Origin of the sequence: Gilliamella sp. App2-1 (genome assembly GCF_001690255.1) — a bacterium.
GTDB classification, from domain to species: Bacteria; Pseudomonadota; Gammaproteobacteria; order Enterobacterales; family Orbaceae; genus Gilliamella; species Gilliamella apicola_G.
The window spans coordinates 1-22,362 of sequence record NZ_LZGR01000006.1; the positions used below are offsets into that span (position 1 = coordinate 1).

22 protein-coding genes, 2 rRNA genes and 1 pseudogene are annotated in these 22,362 nt (G+C 35.1%); 15 read left to right on the forward strand and 10 right to left on the reverse strand.

From position 1 onward, the window contains the following. From A9G22_RS00275 to A9G22_RS00315, 9 genes and pseudogenes are all read left to right on the forward strand, one after another. A 23S ribosomal RNA gene (locus A9G22_RS00275) occupies window positions 1–619 on the forward strand; the annotation flags it as partial. Between the two features lie 169 nt (window positions 620–788). Beyond that, window positions 789–904 (forward strand): 5S ribosomal RNA (gene rrf, locus A9G22_RS00280). 126 nt (window positions 905–1,030) lie between these two features. Then, window positions 1,031–1,594 (forward strand): pseudouridine synthase, encoded by a 564-nt coding sequence (locus A9G22_RS00285; protein ID WP_065587623.1) that lies wholly within the window; start codon window positions 1,031–1,033, stop codon window positions 1,592–1,594. A gap of 143 nt (window positions 1,595–1,737) precedes the next feature. Beyond that, window positions 1,738–2,661, forward strand: a pseudogene (gene ftsY / locus A9G22_RS00290) (signal recognition particle-docking protein FtsY); the annotation flags it as partial. A gap of 9 nt (window positions 2,662–2,670) precedes the next feature. Next, on the forward strand, window positions 2,671–3,330 hold the full coding sequence (gene ftsE, locus A9G22_RS00295; RefSeq protein ID WP_065587624.1) for a cell division ATP-binding protein FtsE: 660 nt from the start codon (window positions 2,671–2,673) through the stop codon (window positions 3,328–3,330). Beyond that, the gene (gene ftsX, locus A9G22_RS00300) at window positions 3,330–4,298 is read left to right on the forward strand and encodes a permease-like cell division protein FtsX (RefSeq protein WP_065587625.1); all 969 of its coding nucleotides are present in this window, start codon (window positions 3,330–3,332) and stop codon (window positions 4,296–4,298) included. The genes ftsE and ftsX overlap by 1 nt, the downstream gene beginning before the upstream one ends. Before the next feature lie 200 nt (window positions 4,299–4,498). Beyond that, on the forward strand, window positions 4,499–5,359 hold the full coding sequence (gene rpoH / locus A9G22_RS00305) for an RNA polymerase sigma factor RpoH (RefSeq protein ID WP_065587626.1): 861 nt from the start codon (window positions 4,499–4,501) through the stop codon (window positions 5,357–5,359). 170 nt (window positions 5,360–5,529) lie between these two features. Further along, window positions 5,530–6,108 (forward strand): DUF2975 domain-containing protein, encoded by a 579-nt coding sequence (locus tag A9G22_RS00310; protein ID WP_075508110.1) that lies wholly within the window; start codon window positions 5,530–5,532, stop codon window positions 6,106–6,108. A gap of 12 nt (window positions 6,109–6,120) precedes the next feature. Continuing rightward, window positions 6,121–6,330, forward strand: coding sequence for a helix-turn-helix domain-containing protein (locus A9G22_RS00315; protein WP_065587629.1), 210 nt, complete (start codon window positions 6,121–6,123; stop codon window positions 6,328–6,330). 4 nt (window positions 6,331–6,334) lie between these two features. Here A9G22_RS00315 and A9G22_RS00320 read toward each other — a convergent pair whose 3' ends face one another. Beyond that, a complete protein-coding gene (locus tag A9G22_RS00320) occupies window positions 6,335–7,024 on the reverse strand; it encodes an aspartate/glutamate racemase family protein (RefSeq protein ID WP_065587630.1) in 690 nt (229 codons plus the stop codon). Window positions 7,025–7,156: 132 nt separating this feature from the next. On the opposite strand from A9G22_RS00320, the gene A9G22_RS00325 reads away from it, so the two are divergent. Both A9G22_RS00325 and cobB read left to right on the forward strand, forming a co-directional pair. Then, window positions 7,157–7,969, forward strand: coding sequence for a hypothetical protein (locus tag A9G22_RS00325; protein WP_065587631.1), 813 nt, complete (start codon window positions 7,157–7,159; stop codon window positions 7,967–7,969). A gap of 100 nt (window positions 7,970–8,069) precedes the next feature. Next, complete coding sequence (gene cobB, locus A9G22_RS00330; protein WP_065587632.1) at window positions 8,070–8,753, forward strand: Sir2 family NAD+-dependent deacetylase; 684 nt, start codon at window positions 8,070–8,072, stop codon at window positions 8,751–8,753. Between the two features lie 10 nt (window positions 8,754–8,763). On the opposite strand, the gene mtgA is transcribed toward cobB, so the two are convergent. Next, entirely contained in the window at window positions 8,764–9,468 is a 705-nt protein-coding gene (gene mtgA / locus A9G22_RS00335; protein WP_065587633.1) for a monofunctional biosynthetic peptidoglycan transglycosylase, read from the reverse strand. A 51-nt stretch (window positions 9,469–9,519) separates the two neighbouring features. Next, window positions 9,520–10,014 (reverse strand): molybdopterin-guanine dinucleotide biosynthesis protein B, encoded by a 495-nt coding sequence (mobB, locus tag A9G22_RS00340; protein ID WP_065587634.1) that lies wholly within the window; start codon window positions 10,012–10,014, stop codon window positions 9,520–9,522. 84 nt (window positions 10,015–10,098) lie between these two features. On the opposite strand from mobB, the gene A9G22_RS00345 reads away from it, so the two are divergent. After that, a complete protein-coding gene (locus tag A9G22_RS00345) occupies window positions 10,099–11,127 on the forward strand; it encodes a threonine aldolase family protein (RefSeq protein WP_065587635.1) in 1,029 nt (342 codons plus the stop codon). A 121-nt stretch (window positions 11,128–11,248) separates the two neighbouring features. On the opposite strand, the gene mobA is transcribed toward A9G22_RS00345, so the two are convergent. Next, window positions 11,249–11,833 (reverse strand): molybdenum cofactor guanylyltransferase MobA, encoded by a 585-nt coding sequence (mobA, locus tag A9G22_RS00350; protein ID WP_075508111.1) that lies wholly within the window; start codon window positions 11,831–11,833, stop codon window positions 11,249–11,251. Window positions 11,834–12,135: 302 nt separating this feature from the next. Between mobA and A9G22_RS00355 the strand changes: the two genes are divergently transcribed. Continuing rightward, complete coding sequence (locus A9G22_RS00355; protein WP_075508112.1) at window positions 12,136–12,405, forward strand: YihD family protein; 270 nt, start codon at window positions 12,136–12,138, stop codon at window positions 12,403–12,405. A gap of 14 nt (window positions 12,406–12,419) precedes the next feature. Further along, entirely contained in the window at window positions 12,420–13,145 is a 726-nt protein-coding gene (locus A9G22_RS00360; protein ID WP_075508113.1) for a DsbA family protein, read from the forward strand. A 97-nt stretch (window positions 13,146–13,242) separates the two neighbouring features. Here A9G22_RS00360 and A9G22_RS00365 read toward each other — a convergent pair whose 3' ends face one another. Then, on the reverse strand, window positions 13,243–15,210 hold the full coding sequence (locus tag A9G22_RS00365) for a MacB family efflux pump subunit (protein WP_075508114.1): 1,968 nt from the start codon (window positions 15,208–15,210) through the stop codon (window positions 13,243–13,245). A 1-nt stretch (window position 15,211) separates the two neighbouring features. Next, window positions 15,212–16,387 carry an efflux RND transporter periplasmic adaptor subunit gene (locus A9G22_RS00370; RefSeq protein WP_075508115.1) on the reverse strand — a complete coding sequence of 392 codons (1,176 nt, stop codon included), beginning with the start codon at window positions 16,385–16,387 and terminating at the stop codon, window positions 15,212–15,214. 280 nt (window positions 16,388–16,667) lie between these two features. On the opposite strand from A9G22_RS00370, the gene A9G22_RS00375 reads away from it, so the two are divergent. After that, window positions 16,668–16,922, forward strand: coding sequence for a YfhL family 4Fe-4S dicluster ferredoxin (locus A9G22_RS00375; RefSeq protein WP_065587639.1), 255 nt, complete (start codon window positions 16,668–16,670; stop codon window positions 16,920–16,922). A gap of 1 nt (window position 16,923) precedes the next feature. Here the strand turns inward: A9G22_RS00375 and ispH are convergent, their stop codons facing one another. From ispH to ribF, 4 genes are all read right to left on the reverse strand, one after another. Beyond that, window positions 16,924–17,871: a 4-hydroxy-3-methylbut-2-enyl diphosphate reductase gene (ispH, locus tag A9G22_RS00380; RefSeq protein WP_065587640.1), complete on the reverse strand. Its 948-nt coding sequence runs from the start codon at window positions 17,869–17,871 to the stop codon at window positions 16,924–16,926. A gap of 1 nt (window position 17,872) precedes the next feature. Beyond that, window positions 17,873–18,343, reverse strand: a complete 471-nt coding sequence (lspA, locus tag A9G22_RS00385) for a signal peptidase II (RefSeq protein ID WP_065587641.1) — start codon at window positions 18,341–18,343, stop codon at window positions 17,873–17,875. A 110-nt stretch (window positions 18,344–18,453) separates the two neighbouring features. Further along, a complete protein-coding gene (gene ileS, locus A9G22_RS00390; protein ID WP_075508116.1) occupies window positions 18,454–21,261 on the reverse strand; it encodes an isoleucine--tRNA ligase in 2,808 nt (935 codons plus the stop codon). A gap of 36 nt (window positions 21,262–21,297) precedes the next feature. Further along, complete coding sequence (gene ribF / locus A9G22_RS00395) at window positions 21,298–22,236, reverse strand: bifunctional riboflavin kinase/FAD synthetase (RefSeq protein WP_065587643.1); 939 nt, start codon at window positions 22,234–22,236, stop codon at window positions 21,298–21,300. Window positions 22,237–22,362: the final 126 nt, after the last annotated feature.

Here is a 22,362-nt window from a genome sequence, read left to right on the forward strand (position 1 = left end):
AGCACGAAGGTTAGCTAATCCTGGTCGGACATCAGGAGGTTAGTGCAATGGCAAAAGCTAGCTTGACTGCGAGAGTGACGGCTCGAGCAGGTACGAAAGTAGGTCATAGTGATCCGGTGGTTCTGAATGGAAGGGCCATCGCTCAACGGATAAAAGGTACTCCGGGGATAACAGGCTGATACCGCCCAAGAGTTCATATCGACGGCGGTGTTTGGCACCTCGATGTCGGCTCATCACATCCTGGGGCTGAAGTAGGTCCCAAGGGTACGGCTGTTCGCCGTTTAAAGTGGTACGCGAGCTGGGTTTAGAACGTCGTGAGACAGTTCGGTCCCTATCTGCCATGGGCGTAGGAAAATTGAGAGGGTTTGCTTCTAGTACGAGAGGACCGAAGTGAACGCACCGCTGGTGTTCGGGTTGTGATGCCAATTGCATTGCCCGGTAGCTACGTGCGGAATAGATAAGTGCTGAAAGCATCTAAGTACGAAACTAGCCTCGAGATGAGTTTTCCCTGAAGAGATTCAGTAAGGTCCGTTTGAGACTAAGACGTAGATAGGTCAGGTGTGTAAGTGTAGTGATACATTGAGCTAACTGATACTAATGAACCGAGAGTCTTAACCTTACAACTCGGAGTTGTTTTGGGGTTACGCGAGAGTTTTTAATATTCTAGGTTGACTGAGGTTGATTAAAGAATGATAAAGCAGTTTGTTCTGGATTGAGATATTGATGGTGAAGAGGTATAATATTTTATTATAGCATCATTGATGTAGAAGAAGAGAAGACAGGATATGTCTGGCGGTAATAGCGCGGTGGTCCCACCTGACCCCATGCCGAACTCAGAAGTGAAACGCCGTAGTGCCGATGGTAGTGTGGGTATTACCCATGTGAGAGTAGGGTGCCGCCAGACTTTTAAATTTAGAGAGAGCCCAGCAGTGATGCTGGGCTTTTTTGCTTTTAATTATTTTATTATAAATAAATTATTATTTATAATAATTTTAATCAAATGAAGATTATTTGTTAACAAGAGAACAGAATGAGTTCATTAATAGCCTTTAATAAACCGTTTAATGTTACGACTCAATTTTCACCGCATGAAAAATATCAGACGTTAAAAGACTTTATAAACTTACCTAAGTTCTACCCTGCAGGGCGGTTAGATACTGATAGTGAGGGGTTATTATTGTTAACTAGTGACGGTAAATTACAAGCCAAAATCAGTTCACCAAAGTTTAAATTGCCTAAAACTTATTGGGTACAAGTTGAAGGTATTATTAATCAACAGGCTATAGATAAGCTAAGAACTGGTGTGCAATTAAAAGAATTTTACACACAGCCAGCCACAGTAACCTTTCTTGATGAACCATTGCAGTTATGGAAAAGAGAGCCTCCTATTAGAGAACGCAAAACAATACCTACTTCATGGATAAGTATGACAATCTCAGAAGGAAAAAATCGGCAGGTCAGAAGAATGTGTGCTGCGATCGGTTTTCCTTGTTTGCGTCTAATACGAGTTCAGATTGGCAAGTACAATCTATTTACTCACCAGTTACCATTAAGTGAATGGCGATTCATCACAACTCGAGATCTTTACTTGTAATCAGCGATATTTACTGGTTATGGATCACGAAATATTTCTTTTATAATCTTTTTAAAAGATCTAATGCATTGGGCTTTATTCTAAAATAAGATACAATGATCTTTAAATGATCATGGGATAAATTATTTATGGTTGAACAAAAAAAAGAAGGGTTTTTCTCCCGTTTAAAAAAAGGTCTTTTTAAGACTAAACAGAATATTGGATCTGGTTTTTTAAGTCTATTTAAAGGAAAAAAGATCGATGATGCCTTATTTGAAGAACTAGAAGAACAGTTACTTATTGCTGATGTTGGTTTTGATACAACACAAAAAATTATAAATAGCTTAACAAAGCAAGCTTCAAGAAAAGAACTAAAAGATGCTGATGCTTTACATGTGCTTTTAAAACAAGAAATGAAATCTATTTTAGATGGAGTAGATAAACCACTTGATATTAATACTCATAACCCATTTGTTATCTTAATGGTTGGTGTTAATGGTGTAGGTAAAACAACGACAATTGGTAAATTAGCCCGTCAATTTCAGCAACAAGGTAAATCAGTTATGCTTGCCGCTGGCGATACATTTCGTGCTGCTGCTGTTGAACAATTGCAAGTTTGGGGGGAACGTAATCATATCCCTGTTATTGCACAGCATACCAATGCAGATTCGGCATCTGTTATCTTTGATGCAATACAAGCAGCGAAAGCAAAAAAAATAGATATATTAATAGCTGATACAGCAGGTCGTTTACAAAATAAGTCTCATTTAATGGATGAGTTGAAAAAAATAGTACGAGTGATTAAGAAGCAAGATGAAACAGCACCTCATGAAATCATGTTAACGATTGATGCAGGTACCGGTCAAAATGCGATTAGCCAAACTAAACTATTTAATGAAGCGGTTGGTGTAACAGGAATGACATTGACTAAATTAGATGGTACGGCAAAAGGTGGGATTATTTTTAGCATCGCAGATCAGTTTAATATCCCAATACGTTATATAGGCATTGGTGAAAAGATTGAAGATTTAAGGCCTTTTGTTGCCAATGATTTTATAAATGCTTTATTTGATGAAGCAGATGAATAGAGAAAAGTCATGATCGAATTTCAGCGTGTAAGTAAAGTTTATTCTGGTGGTAAACCAGCATTACAGAATATAAACTTTACTTTATCATCTGGAGAAATGGCATTTTTAACGGGGCATTCTGGTGCAGGTAAAAGTACTTTAATGCGGTTAATTTGTGGTTTAGAGAAAGCCAATGATGGTCAAGTACTACTAAATGGTATTAATGTTTCAAACCTAAAAAGACACGATATGCCATTTTTACGTCGCACTATTGGTATGGTATTTCAAGATCATCAGCTATTAATGGATCATACTGTCTATGATAATGTTGCTATTCCATTAATTATTTTAGGTAAACCAATAGAAGAAATTCGCAGACGGGTTTCAGCATCATTGGATAAAGTCGGATTGATAAATAAGATGAAATTTTATCCTATACAATTATCAGGTGGAGAACAACAACGAGTGGGTATAGCTCGTGCAATTGTTAATCGCCCTAGTGTCTTGCTTGCTGATGAACCGACCGGTAATTTAGACGATAAGCTTTCTAAAGATATCTTAAAGCTTTTTGAAGAGTTTAATCGGTCAGGTGTGACTGTTTTGATGGCAACGCACAATATAGGGCTTATTCGTCGTAAGCATCATAGAATACTGCATTTAAATCAAGGGCGTTTAGAGTTTAAAAATTGATGCGAAATACTACTATCAAATTTACTAAATCGAAAGAAACGAAAAATACTTTTTTGTCTCGTTGGAAAAGGCAAATTAGTTATGCTTGGCGCAATGCCTTTAATGATTTTACTCAACATCTTTTTGCATCATTACTGACTATTTTTGTTATTGCGATTTCTATTACGCTACCAACTATTAGCTATTTACTTTGGAAAAATGCCAGTCAGGCTGCACATCAATGGTATCCAACGCCTAATTTAACTATTTATATCAATAAAGAATTAACCTCGGAGAAAACTACAGAATTACTAGTCAAACTCAAATCTTACCCTGAGGTTGATAAAATTGATTATCTTTCTCGAGATGAAACAAAAGAGGAATTTAGAATATGGTCTGGATTCAGTAGCGCATTAGATTTATTAGATGAAAATCCACTGCCGGCAGTAGCCATTGTTATACCTAAAGATGAAGCAAAAAAGACAGTTGTATTGCATCGATTACAAGTTGAATTACTCAATATTGATGGCATAGATGATATAAAGTTAGATGATAGCTGGTTTACTCGATTAACAGCGTTAACTAATATGGTTAGATCTGTTTTTTGGATTATTTCCATCTTTATGATTATTGCTGTGTCACTTGTAATCGGTAATAGTATTCGCTTAAATATTTTTGCTAGAAAACAAACTATAGTTGTTATGCAATTAATTGGTGCAACAGAAGGGTTTATTTTACGTCCTTTTTTATATAGTGGGATTTTTATAGGTTTTATTAGCTCTATCGTTTCGTTGGTATTATCGAAAATATTTATCTTTCAAATAGAATCAATTATATTGAATGTTTCTGATGCTTTTGGGACAATTATTCATATTGAAGGCTTATCATGGGATGAAAGCTTATTAATTATATTTATTACTATAATTATTGGATGGTTTTCATCGCTTGTTGCGACTAAAAAATATTTAAAAATGACACAAATTACCTAGCTATTTCGACATAACTAATTAGAATGTATATTAGTTTTTGTAAATGTTGATCCTAGCAAGATGTTTTATTAATTTTAAATAAAAAATATGAACTAATTTATAGCTTGAAGGTCTAATTAATAAATCAAAGTTAGTTTAACGTTTTTAATTGTTGCATCTTATCTATGTGACAAAAACTAGTTAATTTAAGGGGGAGTTAAATGGGTACTGATATAAAAATGCAAGTAGGTGCTTTAATTCCACAAGGTAATATTGAATCATATATTCGTATGATTAATACCTATCCGATGCTAACAGCAGAAGAAGAAAAATCATTAGGCGAAAAACTTTATTATCATGATGATGTTGATGCAGCAAGACAATTGATATTATCTCATTTACGTTTTGTTGCGCATATTGCTCGTGGGTATTCTGGCTATGGTTTACCGCAAGCTGATTTAATTCAAGAAGGCAATATTGGTTTAATGAAAGCCGTACGCCGTTTTAATCCAGAAATGGGGGTGCGTTTAGTCTCATTTGCTGTGCACTGGATAAAAGCCGAAATTCATGAATACGTATTAAAAAATTGGCGTATTGTTAAAGTTGCAACGACTAAGGCACAAAGAAAGCTATTTTTTAATTTAAGGAAGACCAAACAACGTTTAGGTTGGTTTAATAATGCTGAAGTTGATATGGTGGCTGATGAGTTAGGTGTAAGTCGTAAAGATGTACTTGAAATGGAATCTCGCATGTCAGCACAAGATATGTCATTTGATATAGATAGTGATGACGATGATAATTCAATTGTTGCACCAGCACTTTACTTAGAAGACAGTAATTCTGATTTTTCAAAATCAATAGAAAATGATAATTGGGAAAATGATGCAACAGATAAGTTACACGATGCATTATTAAAATTGGATGAACGTAGCCAAGATATTATCAAAGCACGTTGGTTAGACTCAGATGATAGCAAATCTACATTACAAGTTTTAGCTGATAAATATAGTGTTTCAGCTGAACGTATTCGCCAACTCGAAAAAAATGCAATGAAAAAATTACGAGTGGCTATTGAAGCATAGTTGATTTGTTATTGTTAACTTCTTAGGCCTTACTGATAAAAAAGTAAGGTTTTTTTTGTATTCTAACCTAATAAAACAATAAAAAATTATCGTTTTATTTTAATTTTTTATTGTTTTAAATTTTGTTTATGTTATATTGTGTACAGTTTTATAAAAGAAAGGATATAAAGATGAACACAGATATGACTAAAACACATTCTCGATTGAATCAATATTGTCGCTTCATGGCATTATTAACATTAATTCCTATTCTAATTATGTTAATTAGCTCAATATGCCCATTCTTATATTATTTTTTGGGTATGCAAAATATTGGGCTTGAATTTGGAGGGTTTTCTTTTATCCAAAGTGGGATTGATAATGTTGATCCTAAATCGTTATCTGGATGGCAAGCGACTATCGCAATGTTAATCGATACTTCATTAATACTTATTTTAGCTTATGCGTTTTATCAACTTAGATTATTGTTTATTAATTACAGTCAATCAGAGTATTTTTCGGTAAAATCAGCTAACCATTGTTACGTATTTGGCAAATTGCTTGTTTTTTGGGTGGTTATAAGTTTTTTATCTGAACCTTTATTAACAATGATCTTAACTTATAATCAAGAGTCGTCAGCACGTTACTTTTCTATTTCTTTTTCTAGTGATGATATTATAACGCTATTTCCTGCCATGAGTATTATGCTTATAGGTCAAATACTAAAAAAGGCTTGCCAACTAGCTGAAGAAAATAAACAATTTATTTAAAAGGAGCCATATGTGCCAATTATAATAAATTTAGACGTAATGCTAGCAAAACGTAAAGTTAAATCAAAAGATCTAGCGGTAGCAGTTGGTATTACAGAACAAAATTTATCATTACTTAAGCAAGGTAAAGTAAAAGGAATTAGACTAGCAACACTCGAAGCAATCTGCAAACATCTAGATTGCCAACCGGGTGATATACTAGAATATACGAACGAAGAATAACTTATTAACTTATTGCAAGTAATGCTGCCTCTTGTGCGTGAATTAAGGCTGTATCAAAAAAAGGTATATTACGATCGGATTGAGAGATTAATAACCCTATTTCCGTACAGCCTAAAATAACACCTTCTGCGCCATTTTTAACGAGTTTATCAACAATATTAAGATAGGCTTGCTTAGAATCAGGCTGAATAATACCTTTGCAAAGTTCATCATAAATGATCTGATTAATGATATTTCTGTCTTGAGATTCTGGAATAAGCACATTTAAATTTTTATCGATCAGTTTAGATTTATAAAAGTCCTGCTCCATTGTATATTTAGTACCTAACAAAGCGACCGATTTAATATTTTGTGCTAGTAAATGTTTAGCTGTCACATCGGCAATATGAATAATCGGAATATTAATTGCTTTTTGGATTTGATCTGCAACTTTATGCATGGTATTAGTACAAATTACAATAAAATCTGCACCAGCTAATTCTACTCTTTTAGCCGCATCAATTAAAATTTCTGCGCTTTTATTCCACTCATTATTGGCTTGGCAATTTTCAATCGCTTGAAAATCAACGCTATATAAAATTGTTTTTGCTGAATGCAGGCCACCTAATGATTTGGCAATAGTTTGATTAATAACTTGATAATAAGTTGTGGTGCTTTCCCAACTCATCCCTCCGATTAAACCAATTGTTTTCATTTTTCATATACCTATATAAAATTTATTTATTTTTTGTTAACTCGTCTTACTAAATAGTAGAATAGCTATGCTATAAAGTCTATATAAAAAATAATGTAGTTATAAATACGGCCTTTAAGGTAACAATCTTAAATGAAGAAAAGAAAAACACAGTTATGGTTTGCATCGATTATTTATTTCATACTCTCCTTGCCCTGTTTTGCCGATCCCAAAGTGATCCATGTTTTGGTGGCGCTTTGTGATAACAAATATCAAAAGATTGCACCTGTTCCAAAGGCGATAGGTAATGGTCAAGATCCCAAAAACAACCTTTATTGGGGGGCTGCTTACGGGTTTAAAACCTATTTTTCTAAGCAAAAAGAGTGGCAAATTGTACAAATTAATCGACCCAAATCAGGAATAATATTAGAAGAAATTATTTACAAACACCAAGACAAAGATGTCTATCTAATTGCACAGGCGTATAATGGCAAATATATTAACGATACTGTTGATGATTTTATTGACTACTCAGCAGGCAAAAAGGTAAAAGCGTTTAAATTAAGTGATAAAACGATCATGGCAGGTGGCAGTGCTGATCTGGTTGTCTATATTGGCCACGATTCATTAATGGAATGGTCATGGAAGAAGTATCTGCCTGATAGCTGGCGCTGGGATACATTATCAAAAGAACAACAAGAAAAACAAAAATCACGTTATGCGGCAGTATTTGCTTGCAAAAGCCAACAATATTTTACACCACCACTATCTCGTTTAGGCATCACGCCTTTGATTTTGACTATGCATCGAATGGCACCAGAAGCGTATAGTGTTTATGCGATGATTGATAGTTGGTTGAAAGGTGAATCTAAAGAAGCTATCCGACTGAAAGTGGCAACGGCTTACAGCCAATATCAAAGACTAAATAAACCAGCATTACAGATGTTTACTACTGAATACAAGTAATAATTTTATTCACTTTTTTTAAAAAAAGTAATTACTATGGTTGATGTTTAACTTATAACAAAATAATTTAATAGCAAAGGGAAAGGTGTATATATCCATTATGAAGATACCTAAAATTGTCATTTTAACAGGCGCTGGTATTTCAGCTGAGTCGGGACTATCAACATTTCGTGCGCAAGATGGGTTGTGGGAAGGCTATAATGTCGATGATGTTGCCACTTATGAAGGGTATATTCGAGATCCTATAACGGTTCATCAATTTTATAATATGTTGCGCAATAAATTACAAGATGCCAATGTTAAACCAAATGCAGCACATCTTGCTTTAGCTGAGTTAGAAAGAAAATTAGGCTCAGAAAATGTATTAATTGTGACACAAAATGTGGATAATTTACATGAACAAGCTGGATCTAAAAATACTATTCACATGCATGGGGAATTATTAAAAGTTCGTAATGAAAAAACAGGGCAAATTATTGAGTGCGAAAAAGATGTGGATTATAAACAAAATCCATTTATTCGCCCGCATATTGTTTGGTTTGGAGAGATCCCACTACAGATGGATAAAATCTATGATGCACTTTCGCAAGCTGATTATTTTATTGCTATTGGTACTTCAGGTAATGTTTATCCTGCTGCCGGTTTTGTGCAAGAAGCCAATTTATCTGGTGCTGAAACGATTGAACTTAATCTAGAACCTAGTCTTAAACAAAGTTTATTTCAAACAAAAATTTATGGTCCAGCAAGTAAAATTGTGCCTGAATTTATCCAAAAATTTATTTAGGAATAAGTGGTTATTTTAGTTTTTTAAGATAATTGTTATTGCCTAAATTACGCATTTGGGTATGAATCCATTTTGCTTTTTTTTGGACTCTCTTGCTTGGTGTTATTGGACTCCAACGTCTTGGATTAGGTAATACTGCTGCAAGTAAACTTGCTTGCCGTGATGTTAACTGGCTGGCACTGACATTAAAATAGTGCTGAGATGCGGCTTCAATACCAAAAATACCTTCTCCCCATTCTGCACAATTTAAATAGAGTTCGAGTATACGTTCTTTTGACCAAAATAACTCTATCCATAATGTAAACCAAGACTCAATTCCTTTACGAATCCAACTGCGAGATGACCATAAAAAGATATTTTTAGCCACTTGCTGAGTGATTGTGCTAGCGCCTTTAATCTTTTTACTATTTTGATTATGGTCTAGTGCTAGGCGAATAGCTTTAAAATCAAATCCTCGGTGTGCAGGAAAATTCTGATCTTCTGATGCTATTACTGCAATTTTTATATTGTCTGAAATTTTATCTAGATCTTTCCAGATTCGTTGTTGTGGTGTGTTCCAATGCATAATCTTGCGCTCTATCATTAACATAGAACCGAATGGAGGATTTACCCAGCGCATAACTAAAGTAGAAAAGAGAGATAGCAAGATGAGTCCGATTATTCCTTTTTTGGTAATGCTTAAAATGTATTTTAATTTTTTTAATAAAGGAATCATGTATGTTTTATAGACTATAAAGTAAAAATTTGGTAAATAAGATACGCTATATTATTGTTTAAATAAATAGTTTTTTATAAATTCAACAATTTGAAGTGGTTGATTGATATCCAATACTGGTAAAGAAGTAGTTAACGGCTCATCACTTGCAACCGCTATGGTAAACTCGTCAATATAAAGTGCTTTTTTATTTGTTTTGCGGTGGCAAATAATGTTAGGAATCTTTTCGTGTTTAAAACCTTCTATCAATATCATATCAACATCATTAAATTGATTAATGAGTGTGATTAAATCGGTTGGCTTATTTGGTGTTTCATGAAACACAGCATATCGCTTATCACAAGCAACAATTGTTTGTAAGGATCCAGCCTTCCGTAATTCATAACTATCTTTACCTGGAATATCGACTTCAATATCGTGATGAGCGTGTTTTATTGAGCCGACTTTAAAATTTTGTTCAATAAGCAATGGAATGATCTTTTTCAGCAATGTTGTTTTACCGCTGCCACTATAGCCATTAATGCCGATAATTTTTTGTTTGTTCATAGAACCCATCTTTTAAAAGTGTTATATTCATGTGTAATTAATATTACATCATTTTATACAAAGCTAAACGATAAAGGTAATCATATGTATGATTTTTTGAATGATTATAATCAGACTATTCATCCTACATTGCTCAAAAGTGTTATTGATATTACTGATAAGAAGTTCAGTGGGTATGGTTTAGATCAATGTTGTAACCAGGCAAGAGAAAACATAAAAATACAGTTACAGTCGCCTAATGCTGATATTCATTTTATGCCGGGGGGTACGATTACTAATTTAGTGGTCATTTCACATATCTTAAGACCTTATCAGGCGGTGATTGCGGCTGATACTGGGCACGTAAATGTGCATGAAACTGGGGCTATCGAGGCAACTGGGCATAAAGTGTTAACAGTACAAACAGAAGATGGAAAGCTAACGCCTGAACTGATTAAGCCCGTTTTAGCTGATCATTGTGATGAACATATGGTGCAACCTAAGCTTGTATATATCTCAAACACAACAGAACTTGGCACTATATATACCAAGCAGGAGATCAAAAAATTATATCAATTTTGTCAAAAAAATGACCTTTATCTTTATTTAGATGGAGCGCGTTTAGCTATGGCTTTAGCGGCGAAGGATAATGACATATCTTTTCCTGACTTAGCAAAATACACAGATGTATTTTATATTGGTGGTACTAAAGTTGGTGCTTTGGCTGGTGAAGCGGTGGTATTTAATAACCTTGCTATTAATCAAGATTTTCGTTTCAGTATGAAACAAAAAGGTGCAATATTCGCGAAAAGTTGGATTGTGGCAGCACAAATGAATGCGCTAATGCAAAATAACCTTTATTTTGAGCTAGGCAAGCATAGTAATCAGATGGCCGATAAATTAAAAACGATATTTGAGAAAGCAGGATTAACATTTGCAGCTAAACCACAAAGTAATCAGTTATTTGTTAATTTCCCTAATCAATTGGCTGAAAAAATTCTCGCTCATTATTCTGTTGATAATCTTGGCCAAACTGATTGTAATCATATTGGCTTGCGTTTTTGTACTTCATGGTCTACTCAAAATGAAGAGATAGAATTATTTACTGAGCAATTTAAAAAATGGTTAACCTAATGTGTTGCTAGGTATTAGAAGCGGGCATGAACGTATTACCTTAGATCAGTGTTTCGGTGAAATTAACTATTGATAAATTATTGTTATATGGATTATATCGTTATCCTCTTTGTATGTTTGGTTACTTTGTCAGCTGATTTACTTGTTTAAGTTCTTTAGGCGTATTGATATTAATAAAACAAGAAGCCTGATCATTAAAATCGACCCATTTTGCATTGATTTGTTCTAAAAATAATATTAATTTACGATTACCCTGTTCTAAATAACTTCTAACTTGTTGAATAACGCTCTTGTGAATAAGTAGGATGGTTGGGTGATGATATTTACCATCAATAGGATAAATTGCTGTATGGGTTAAGGTATGCACAGCTAAACGTGCGATTAAATCATTCGGTAAAAAAGGGGTATCACAACTAACAAATAAGTTCCAATCAGTCGTACTATATAATAACCCACTATAAATACCTGATAATGGACCAAAGTATCCGGTTAAAACATCGCTAAACACTGGATATCCAGCTGTTTGATATTGGCTAACATTATTATTACAATTAATCATGATTGAATCAGTTTGAGGTTTGATACGGTCAATGACATGTTGATAGAGTGGTTTTTGATTTAATAATAATAAACCTTTGTCTTTGCCATTCATGCGAGTGCTTTTTCCCCCAGCTAAAATGATTGCAGTAATAGACAGTTTTTCCATAAATTGTTTCTCTTTTACATTGCGAAAAAACAAAATAACATTACTATATAGCAAAGTTATTTTAAGTTTCAGCATACACATTTTAATCAGACTGACTCAACTATTATTAAAACTGAGTATATACCAGTCTCTTTTTAAGGTGTAGTTTAATCAATTAAATATTATGATTGTGTCGATTTTTAGGTTGGCAATAATGGATATGCGCGTTATTGCCTTACGTTTTGGAATAATTTATTTAGATATATGTAAATAAGATTTCATATCATCTTCAATTAAATTGAGGATTTAAAAAGGTATTAATTATGAAATGTCATCGTATTGATGAAGTAATGGAATTATTACAACCAGCTTGGGAAAGCGATTCTGATCTTAACTTATTACAATTTTTAGCTAAATTGGGAAAAGAGGCTGGTTTTGAAGGTGAATTAAAAGACTTGAGTGATGAAGTATTAATTTATCATTTAAAAATGCGAGACTCAGATAAGAACGAAGCTATTCCGGGTCTAAAAAAAGATTATGAAGAAGATTTTAAATCCGCATTATTAAAAGCACGTGGGATTATAAAAGAATAAGGAGAATTATTAAGATGAAAAAAACACTTATTGCAATTAGTGTCTTGCTTTCTTCTGTAAGTTGTTTTGCAGATGGAGAAAAAACATCGGCTAAAGCCGACACATCAAAACCAACCATAGCAAATGTACAAACATCGATTGAATTAGGTAAACAATATGCGGCATTGCCAACTAATCCCTCACCTGACAAAGAAGTCATTGAGTTCTTTTCGTTTAATTGTCCAAGCTGTTTTAGATTTGAAATTCAACATCAAGGCTCACAAACTATTGGTAAAGCTTTACCAGAAGGCGTTAAATTTAGACGCTACCATTTAGAGGATTTTGGTCCATTAGCTAAAGAGCTTGCGCAAGCATGGGCTGTGGCTAATGTATTAGGTATCGAAGATAAAGCTTCTGATGCACTTTATCATGCGGTGCAAAAAGATAAAACAATAAAAACTGCTGATGATATTAAAATGGTTTTTGAAAAATTAGGTATCAGTGCTGAAGAGTTTGATAAAACAAAAGATAACTTTTTAGTTAAAGCGTTTATGGCACAGCAAGCTGATGCGATTAAAGAAATGAAACCAGAATCTATCCCTACTGTTATTGTGAATCGTAAATTTTATATCATAACAAATCAGCTTAATAGAACCAGTGATGAGGCATTTATTGATGATTATGCAAGAGTAACCGCATTTGTAGTAGGTTTAGATCCTAATGTAAAAATAAAAGAAAAATCTCATTCTATTAAAAAATAAATGATTATCAAACTTAAAGAAATCAATTGAATAAATTAATCATTTAGATCCCTTTGTATCATTTTGTGCAAAGGGATTTTTTATTATAGTAATATGACTATTCTCGCTCTAAAGCATAAATAGGATCAAGTTTTGCTGCACGTTTTGCAGGAAAGTAACCAAAAATAATGCCAATTATGCTTGAGCAGCTAAATGCCACTACAACGGCTATTGATGAAAAACTCATAGCAAACGATGTAACAACGGAATTAAAAATAAAACCAATAGCAAACGAAAGCAAAATACCTATTGTTCCACCCGTTAAACAAACTAATACGGCTTCAATTAAAAATTGTTGTAATATGTCACTTGAACGCGCGCCAACGGCCATACGTACGCCAATTTCTCGCGTTCTTTCTGTGACCGATACTAGCATAATATTCATCACACCAATGCCTCCAACAATCAGTGAAATGAGTGCAATAGCCGAGACCAAGAGTGTCATTACCCAAGCTGATGAGTTAATGGTTTCTCGTATATTGTCTGAGTTAAAAATGAAAAAATCTTTAGTGCCATGTCGTTTTAACATAATTTGATTAATGGTTTGTTCTGCAATTGATAAATCGACATTATCTTGAACGCGTACAGTGATGCTTTTTAACGAAGTTTGACCTACCATACGATTAATCACAGTGGTATAAGGTAACCAAATATTCAAGCTTTCATTACTACCAAACCCTTGTTGTTGTTTAGTCGCAACGCCAATGATTCTTACGGGTAGCTGGCCGGCCATTAAAATTTTTCCAATAGGGTTTTGATCGACAAAGAGTCGCTTAACGGTATTTTCATCAATTACCGCATCTTGTGCTGAAGTAATAATACTTGTTTCATCAAACGATTTTCCTTGAGAAATAGTATAACCACGAACTGCAAAGAATTGCTCTCCAACACCATTTACGGTTCCTGTTACAGCTAAGTTGTTAATTCGAAAATAAACACCCGTTGATAGGTTTGGCGTGGTGCTGTGAACAAAACTTTGCTGAGCCAAAAAATCGGCATCAGATGAGCGTAGTGTCGTGATTTTATCTGCATTGCGATCACCAAAGCCTGAGCCAGGATAGATTTCAAGCGTGCTTGTTCCCAACGAATTAATGTTAGATAAAATTTTCTGCTTTGTGCCTTGCCCTAATGCAACAACTGATACCACAGAGGCAATACCAATAATGATACCTAACATCGTTAAGACAGTACGTAATCGCTGTGAAAGCATCGACAACATAGCCATCTTAAAAGCATCACGAAAACGATAATATTTTGCCAAGAAGTTATCTTGGGTTTTAGTTGCTTCGATTTGCTTAATTTGACGATTATCACTTTGTTCAGATTGGTATTTGGGGTTTATTGAATCAGAAATAATATTACCGTCACTAATTTCAATAATTCGCTGAGCATTTTGGGCAATATTTGCATCGTGTGTAACAATAATAACTGTGTGGCCTTGTTGGTGTAACTCTTGCAATATTGCCATCACTTCTAAGCCACTTTTGCGGTCGAGGGCTCCGGTTGGTTCATCAGCTAAAATGATTTGTCCACCATTAATTAAAGCTCGGCCAATACTGACACGTTGTTGTTGTCCTCCTGATAACTGACTAGGTTTATTATGTATTTTATCGGCAAGTCCTAAACGTGTTAAAATTTCGTCCGCTCTTTTTTGCCGTTGTTCACTGGTCACGCCAGCATAAATGGCTGGAATTTCTACATTGCCTTGTGCAGTTAGTGCATTTAACAAATGATAACGTTGAAAGATAAAGCCAAAATGCTCGCGACGTAATTCGGCGAGTTCATCAAGTGACAATTTACTTGTTGTCCGTCCGCCAATGGAGTAAGTGCCAGTGGTTGGTTTATCTAGGCAGCCTAATATATTCATCAAAGTGGATTTACCAGACCCTGATGCCCCAATAATCGCCACCATTTCACCTGCATTAATTGTCAGATTGATGCCTTTAAGAACTTGTATGGTTGAATCACCTGCTGGAAATTCACGAACAATATTTTCAAGCTTGATAAGAGGTATATTCTTTGCCATATTAGAATCGAATCCTTGGGGATCTTGCATTATTACCTATTGACGCTCCATTAGTACTACTTACTACAACAATATCACCCTCTTTAATACCCGATTTTATTTCAACATTGACATTATTATCGATACCTAAAATAACTTCGTGTTCTTCAATTTTTTTACTTTTATTTAATAAATAAACAATAGCTTTATTATTGCCTAATTTTTTTTGGATTGCTTGAGAAGGAATGGTTAATACATCTTTTGCTTCAGACAAGACAATATAAACTTGTGCTGTCATTGAAATTCTTAAAACATGATCTGGATTATTTACATCAAACAATCCATTGTAATAAATTGCACTTTTTGTTGATGATGAGCCTGACAAGGTTGTTTCGGTATTAATTGAGTCTGGTGCCGGCTTTATCGCACGTAGAGTTAAACCATCAAAACGCCTATTAGGTTGCCCTAAAATGGTAAAATAAACTGGCATCCCTTTTTTAACATTGACCACATCAGCTTCAGAAATTTGCGCTTCAATAGTCATTTTATCAAGCTGCGCTACTTTAACAATGGTTGGTGCACTTTGGACAGAATTAACTGTTTGTCCTTCATCGACAGGAATGGCGACAATCACACCATCAATGGGTGAGCGAATTTTAGTATATCCTAAGTTAACTTTCGCTGTATCAACCGCAACTTGCGCCTTAACAATATCGGCATTAAGCGCAGCAATATCGGCTTTGATAGCATCAAGTTCGGCTTTTGCGGCATCCAAATCTGATTGAATACCCACTCCCTTACTGACCAGTTTGTGCTGACGATCATAGGTTAACTGATAGTTAATTAGTCTTGCTTGTTTGGCTTCTCGTTGTGCTTCTAAACTATTAAGTGAAGCTTCTGATTGTTTTAAATCATTGCTTTGTTTAAGATCGTCAATTTCGGCAATCATATCGCCTTGTTTAACTTCATCGCCCAACTCAACATAGAGTTTTTTTATTTGACCAGAAACCTGTGCGCCAACACTAACTTGTTTAAAAGCGCTAATTGTACCATCGGCAAGAACTGTTTTTTCAATATGACCTTTGGTCACAGGCGAGGTAATATAATTAACGGTAGGTTCTGAATGAGATGTGATTAAGTATACAATATAAATAATTGCTAAGAAGATAATAGCAGTAACTATATATCTAATTTTCATAGACTTTAACAAACCTTTTCATCCTTTAATTTATTTGTAGTTTTTTACATTTTATCTCAATAAATATAAATGAAATTGATAACCATTCTTAATAAATTGTAATAATTATGAAAATTATCTTATATAAATTATCTATTTTATACTAAAAGGTATAGTTCCCTGAAAGTTTTTTACAATAATTGAGTCGCTCAATAAGCGACAACTTGATCTTTATTAGGATTTATTGGCGATTGCGCTATAATGGCGAAAATTTTTTGAAGTCGGTAAAGATAGAAGAGCAATGGCGTTAAAAATAACTAATAAGTGTATTAATTGTGATATGTGTGAGCCTGAGTGCCCAAATGAGGCTATCTCAATGGGTTTTGATACTTATGAAATTGATCCTAATAAATGTACCGAATGTGTAGGTTATTATGATCATTCGACATGTCAGCGTGTTTGCCCTATTCAAAATGCGATTATTGCCGACCCTGAACATGTTGAAACAAAAGAAGCGTTATTAGCAAAATTTCAGGGACTGAAAGCTTCTTCTTAAATTAAATTGGCTTAATATCAATCCGAAGCTCTTTGGGAATTTCAAAGGTGATATTTTCTAAAATGCCATCTGTTTCAATGAGTGATGTACAACCGAGGCTTTTTAAATGATTAATCACTTGCTGTACTAAAATATCAGGGGCAGAAGCGCCGGCTGTTACACCGATTGTCTGTGCATTTATCAACCATTCTTTGCGGATATCAGAAGCAAAATCAATTAAATAAGCCTGTTTGCTGTTTCGCCTTGCTAGCTCGGCTAGGCGATTGGAATTAGACGAATTTTTAGAACCAACGACAAAGACAATATCGGCACGTGATGATAGCTGTTTAACGGCTTGCTGGCGATTGGTTGTCGCATAGCAGATATCATTTTTGCGAGGACTGCGAATATTAGGAAAACGTTTTTTTAAAGCAGTAATGATCTCGGCTGTATCATCAACTGATAACGTTGTTTGCGTGGTAAAGCAAAGGTTATTTTCGTTTTTTACCTGTAGCTTTTGTACATCATCAATCGATTCAATTAAATAGATGCCACCTTCGGGATTGTTATATTGCCCCATTGTACCATCTACTTCGATGTGACCTGCATGTCCGATTAAAATGACCTCTTCGCCACGATAGCTTGATCGAGCAACTTCCATATGCACTTTGGTTACGAGTGGACAAGTCGCATCAAAAACGCGGAGTTTGCGTTGTTTGGCTTCCTCTCGGATCGCTTTAGACACACCATGTGCCGAAAATATAAGAATGGTGTTGTCGGGTACTTCGCTAATATCTTCAATAAAGATCGCCCCTAACTCTTTTAGACGATTAACAACATAGCGATTATGTACAACCTCGTGGCGCACATAAACTGGTGCACCAAATAATACAAGTGCACGTTCAACGATGGTGATAGCACGATCAACACCAGCACAAAAACCACGAGGATTAGCTAAAATAATTTGCATACTATACAGTCTTCTTCGGTTTTTTATAATTACAGAAGATAAATAATCCAATACCCATGCAGATTGCACAATCTGCGATATTAAAGGTTGGATAGTGCCAATCACCAAAATTGACATCAAGAAAGTCGACGACAAAACCATGATAAAGGCGATCAAATAAATTACCTAATGCACCACCTAAAATCAGCGATAATGAAAAATTTTCTAATTTTTGCTGGCGAGTATTACGGTATAACATATACAAAATCACGGCACTGATAATCAAGGCGATAGCGGCAAGCATCGTACGTTGACCTTCAAGAATGCTAAAGGCAGCGCCAATATTGCGTACATAAGTAATTGAGAAGAAGGGTAATAGGTTCACTGATTCAAATAGTGAGAAGTTATTTAAAATCCAAAATTTACTTGCGATATCAATGATAAAAACAATGATTGCAAATAATAACCAGTAAAGTCCGTTATCTTTTTTCATATAAGTCTGTGCTCATTATTATATTTCCGCCGACAATTGTCGGCGGAAAGGATACTAGATAGCTATAAAGAGAGGCTATAGCTTATTTTAATGTGCTAAATGGCTTATCGCTATGCAAAATGTCGCACTTCGCCTTGGCCGTGAATGTTTTCTGCACAACGTTTACATAAGTGTGTTGTTGGCTCATTATCGACAGTATAGTGCCAACAACGAGGGCATTTATCACCTTGCGCCTTAGCGAGTTCAATTTTCAGTCCTTGAATATCGCTTTGCACAGCATTGGCTGGCGCTGATTGTAATGGTTTTACGCTCGCTTGTGATGTAAGTAAGACAAAGCGTAATTCATTCTCTAATTTAGCTAATGTTGCGACAATATCTTCGTCAGCATAAAGCGTAACAGCAGCTTCAAGGGCGCCACCAATCACTTTATCGTTACGACCTTGTTCAAGCACTTTATTCACTTCGCTACGAATCGCTAAAATCTGCGCCCAATATTCGCTATTTAAAGCTTCGTTATCTGACAAAGCAAAGAGTGAGCTATACCACTCATCTTCAAAAACAAATTCTTGTTTGTTTGTCATTGGTAGATATTGCCAAATTTCGTCTGCGGTAAAAGATAAAATTGGCGCGATCCAACGAACCATTGCTTGTGCAATATGATATAAAGCCGTTTGGCAACTGTGGCGAGCAATACTATCGCTTTTAGCTGTGTACTGGCGATCTTTGATGATATCTAAATAGAATGAGCCCATTTCGATTGAGCAAAATTGCATAATACGTTGCACCACTTTGTGGAAATCATAATTTTCATAAGCCTGAATGATCTGCTCTTGTGCTTCTTTTGCCATACTCACTGCCCAGCGATCAAGTATGACCATATCTTCTGGTTTAACCATATTTTTCATTGGATCAAAACCATTTAAATTAGCGAGTAAAAAGCGCGCAGTATTACGAATTCGGCGATAACTGTCAGCCGCGCGTTTAATAATTTCATCCGAATAACTCATTTCGCCTGAATAATCAGTCGATGCAATCCATAAACGTAAAATATCGGCTCCAAGTTTGTTCATCACTTCTTGTGGTGTGACAATATTACCAAGCGATTTAGACATTTTGCGACCTTGCCCGTCAACCACAAAGCCATGTGTTAATACTTGTTTATAAGGTGCTTGGTTATTGATAGCCGTTGATAACATTAATGAAGACATAAACCAACCACGATGCTGATCAGAACCTTCTAGGTAAAGATCGGCTTCATGTTCTTCAAACTCAGGGCGTGAGGCTACGACCGAATAGAATGTCGATCCTGAATCAAACCAAACATCTAATGTATCGGGTACTTTTCGGTAATCTTCTGCATCAGGACCTAAAAGGTCTTTAATATCCGCATCCCACCAGGCTTGAATACCATCTTTTTCAACTAATTTAGCGATTTTTTCAATTAATGCTAACGTGTCTGGATGAAGTTCTTCGGTCTCTTTGTGAACAAATAACGTCATTGGCACGCCCCACGTGCGTTGGCGAGAAATGCACCAGTCTGGTCGATTAGCTACCATGGTTTCAATACGTGCTTGTCCCCAATCTGGGATCCAGCGAACTTGCTTGATCTCTTTTAATGAATTTACTCGTAAACCTTGTTTATCCATGCTGATAAACCATTGCGGTGTTGCGCGATAAATGACCGGTGTTTTATGACGCCAACAACATGGATAGCTATGTTCGATGTTTTCAAAGTGTAGTAACGCGTTATGTTCTTTTAATATTTCAACGACAACTTTATTGGCTTTGAATACAAATAAACCATCTAATCCAGCACCAGTACCCGGTAGGTAACAACCATTACCTCCAACGGGATTTGCTACTTCAAGACCATATTTTTGACCGACCATAAAGTCTTCTGTACCATGACCCGGTGCGGTATGTACTGCACCCGTACCTGCATCAATAGTAACGTGCTCGCCAAGTACCACAGGTTCATCAAAATCAAGGAATGGGTGTTTAAAACGTAATAACTCAAGTGCCTTACCTTGACAGCTACCTAACACTTTCCATTCGCTGATATTGGCTCGCTTCATCACAGTTTCAACTAAATCAGTGGCTAAGATTAGACACTCTTTATCATTGATTTGAACAAGTTGATATTCAAAATCTGCATTTAAAGCAATCCCTCGGCTAGCTGGTAATGTCCAAGGTGTGGTTGTCCAAATAACAGCATAAATAGATAAATTGGTATTGATACCAAATTTATTTGCGACGGCTTGATTATCAACCGCTTTAAATTTTACATCGATTGCTGGTGATGATTTATCATAATATTCAACCTCGGCTTCCGCTAAAGAAGACATACAATCAGTACACCAATAAACCGGTTTTGCGCCTTTAACTAAATGACCATTTTCAATCACTTTACCTAAAGCTCGAATGATGTTGGCTTCTGTATCATAATTCATGGTGCGATAAGGATTTTGCCAATCACCAAGTACGCCCATACGAATAAAATCGGCTTTTTGTAGTTCAACTTGTGAAGCCGCATAATCGCGACAAATTTGGCGAAATTCAGCTGGAGATACTTTAACTCCTGGTTTACCAACTTGCTCTTCGACTTTTTGTTCAATGGGTAAGCCATGACAATCCCATCCTGGAATATACGGGGAATCATAACCACTTAAACCTTTTGATTTGATAATGATATCTTTGATAATTTTATTAACAGCATGACCAATATGAAGTTTACCGTTTGCATAAGGAGGACCATCATGCAAAATAAAGGTTTTTTTCCCTTTTTTTACTTGGCGGATTTTGCGATAAAGTTCTTTATCGTACCAGTTTTGTAACATAGCTGGTTCTCGTTTAGCCAAATCGCCTCGCATTGGAAATCCGGTTTCCGGTAAATTTAAAGTATTTTTATAGTCTGTCATGCTGATTTATTCCAGTTAAATTTGTTGATACTACTTTTAATTGGTTAATTGTGCACTGATCTTTTTCGCAGTGCAAACATCTTGTGTAATTTGTTGTTTTAATTCTGCTAATGAATCAAACTTTTTCTCGTCGCGTAATTTTTGAATGAAAGTTATGTCTAAATATTGTCCATAAATTTTATCTGAAAAGTCAAATAGATTCACTTCTAAAATGGCTTTTTTTCCATCAATAGTTGGTCTTATACCAATATTGGCAATACCATAATAAGTTTGATTACAACAACTGTTTTTTACTTTAACAAGATAAACGCCTTGCAAAGCAGGTTTTTTACGATGTAAATGAATATTAGCTGTTGGAAACCCTAATTGTCTAGCCAAAGCATTGCCATGAACTACGCGACCTTGTATTGTATAATTACGCCCCAACAGACAATGAGCCAATTCGAAATCACAATTTAAAAGTGCTTGGCGAACAGCAGTACTACTAATACGAAAATTATTCCAAACAAATGTTGGCATGCTTTCTACTGCAAAGTCGTGATTGCGTGCATATTGTTGCAGTAAGGTGATATCGCCTTTGCGTTCAAACCCAAATCGAAAATCATCACCAATAGTAATATATTTAGCTTGCAGCTTATTAATTAACCAATCTTGAATAAAATGACTGGCAGGCATGTTGGCAAAAGTTTGTGTAAATGGAATAGCAATAATATAGTCGATACCTAATTTTTCAATAAAAATGACTTTTTCTTGAAAAGAGGTTAACCGTGAAGGGGCATTATTGGGACTAAAAAATTCTAAAGGTTGGGGCTCAAATAACATAACCACCGTTGGCAAGTTTAGCTGTTTGCCTTTTTCAATTAAATGATTTATTAATTGCTGGTGCCCTAAGTGCACACCATCAAAGTTGCCCAATGTAAGCACACACTGAGTAAATTGATTTTTTAAATTAGTTATGCCCCGAATAATTTTCATGAAAACGATGTTATTTATTTTAAATAGCCGCAAATTATACCAATCTTTCTTTCAGATGCACACTATATAAAATAGGCTTTTTGTTGTTTAGTATTTAGTGTCTATTTTGATGAAAAAATATCTTGC

What these genes read in the sequence shown, in the direction of transcription:
- A9G22_RS00285 (WP_065587623.1), top strand. Translation starts at nt 1,031, where the DNA reads ATGAGTTCATTAATAGCCTTTAATAAACCGTTTAATGTTACGACTCAA.
- ftsE (WP_065587624.1), top strand. Translation starts at nt 2,671, where the DNA reads ATGATCGAATTTCAGCGTGTAAGTAAAGTTTATTCTGGTGGTAAACCA.
- ftsX (WP_065587625.1), top strand. Translation starts at nt 3,330, where the DNA reads ATGCGAAATACTACTATCAAATTTACTAAATCGAAAGAAACGAAAAAT.
- rpoH (WP_065587626.1), top strand. Translation starts at nt 4,499, where the DNA reads ATGGGTACTGATATAAAAATGCAAGTAGGTGCTTTAATTCCACAAGGT.
- A9G22_RS00310 (WP_075508110.1), top strand. Translation starts at nt 5,530, where the DNA reads ATGAACACAGATATGACTAAAACACATTCTCGATTGAATCAATATTGT.
- A9G22_RS00320 (WP_065587630.1), bottom strand. Translation starts at nt 7,024, where the DNA reads ATGAAAACAATTGGTTTAATCGGAGGGATGAGTTGGGAAAGCACCACA.
- A9G22_RS00325 (WP_065587631.1), top strand. Translation starts at nt 7,157, where the DNA reads ATGAAGAAAAGAAAAACACAGTTATGGTTTGCATCGATTATTTATTTC.
- cobB (WP_065587632.1), top strand. Translation starts at nt 8,070, where the DNA reads ATGAAGATACCTAAAATTGTCATTTTAACAGGCGCTGGTATTTCAGCT.
- mtgA (WP_065587633.1), bottom strand. Translation starts at nt 9,468, where the DNA reads ATGATTCCTTTATTAAAAAAATTAAAATACATTTTAAGCATTACCAAA.
- mobB (WP_065587634.1), bottom strand. Translation starts at nt 10,014, where the DNA reads ATGAACAAACAAAAAATTATCGGCATTAATGGCTATAGTGGCAGCGGT.
- A9G22_RS00345 (WP_065587635.1), top strand. Translation starts at nt 10,099, where the DNA reads ATGTATGATTTTTTGAATGATTATAATCAGACTATTCATCCTACATTG.
- mobA (WP_075508111.1), bottom strand. Translation starts at nt 11,833, where the DNA reads ATGGAAAAACTGTCTATTACTGCAATCATTTTAGCTGGGGGAAAAAGC.
- A9G22_RS00355 (WP_075508112.1), top strand. Translation starts at nt 12,136, where the DNA reads ATGAAATGTCATCGTATTGATGAAGTAATGGAATTATTACAACCAGCT.
- A9G22_RS00360 (WP_075508113.1), top strand. Translation starts at nt 12,420, where the DNA reads ATGAAAAAAACACTTATTGCAATTAGTGTCTTGCTTTCTTCTGTAAGT.
- A9G22_RS00365 (WP_075508114.1), bottom strand. Translation starts at nt 15,210, where the DNA reads ATGGCAAAGAATATACCTCTTATCAAGCTTGAAAATATTGTTCGTGAA.
- A9G22_RS00370 (WP_075508115.1), bottom strand. Translation starts at nt 16,387, where the DNA reads ATGAAAATTAGATATATAGTTACTGCTATTATCTTCTTAGCAATTATT.
- A9G22_RS00375 (WP_065587639.1), top strand. Translation starts at nt 16,668, where the DNA reads ATGGCGTTAAAAATAACTAATAAGTGTATTAATTGTGATATGTGTGAG.
- ispH (WP_065587640.1), bottom strand. Translation starts at nt 17,871, where the DNA reads ATGCAAATTATTTTAGCTAATCCTCGTGGTTTTTGTGCTGGTGTTGAT.
- lspA (WP_065587641.1), bottom strand. Translation starts at nt 18,343, where the DNA reads ATGAAAAAAGATAACGGACTTTACTGGTTATTATTTGCAATCATTGTT.
- ileS (WP_075508116.1), bottom strand. Translation starts at nt 21,261, where the DNA reads ATGACAGACTATAAAAATACTTTAAATTTACCGGAAACCGGATTTCCA.
- ribF (WP_065587643.1), bottom strand. Translation starts at nt 22,236, where the DNA reads ATGAAAATTATTCGGGGCATAACTAATTTAAAAAATCAATTTACTCAG.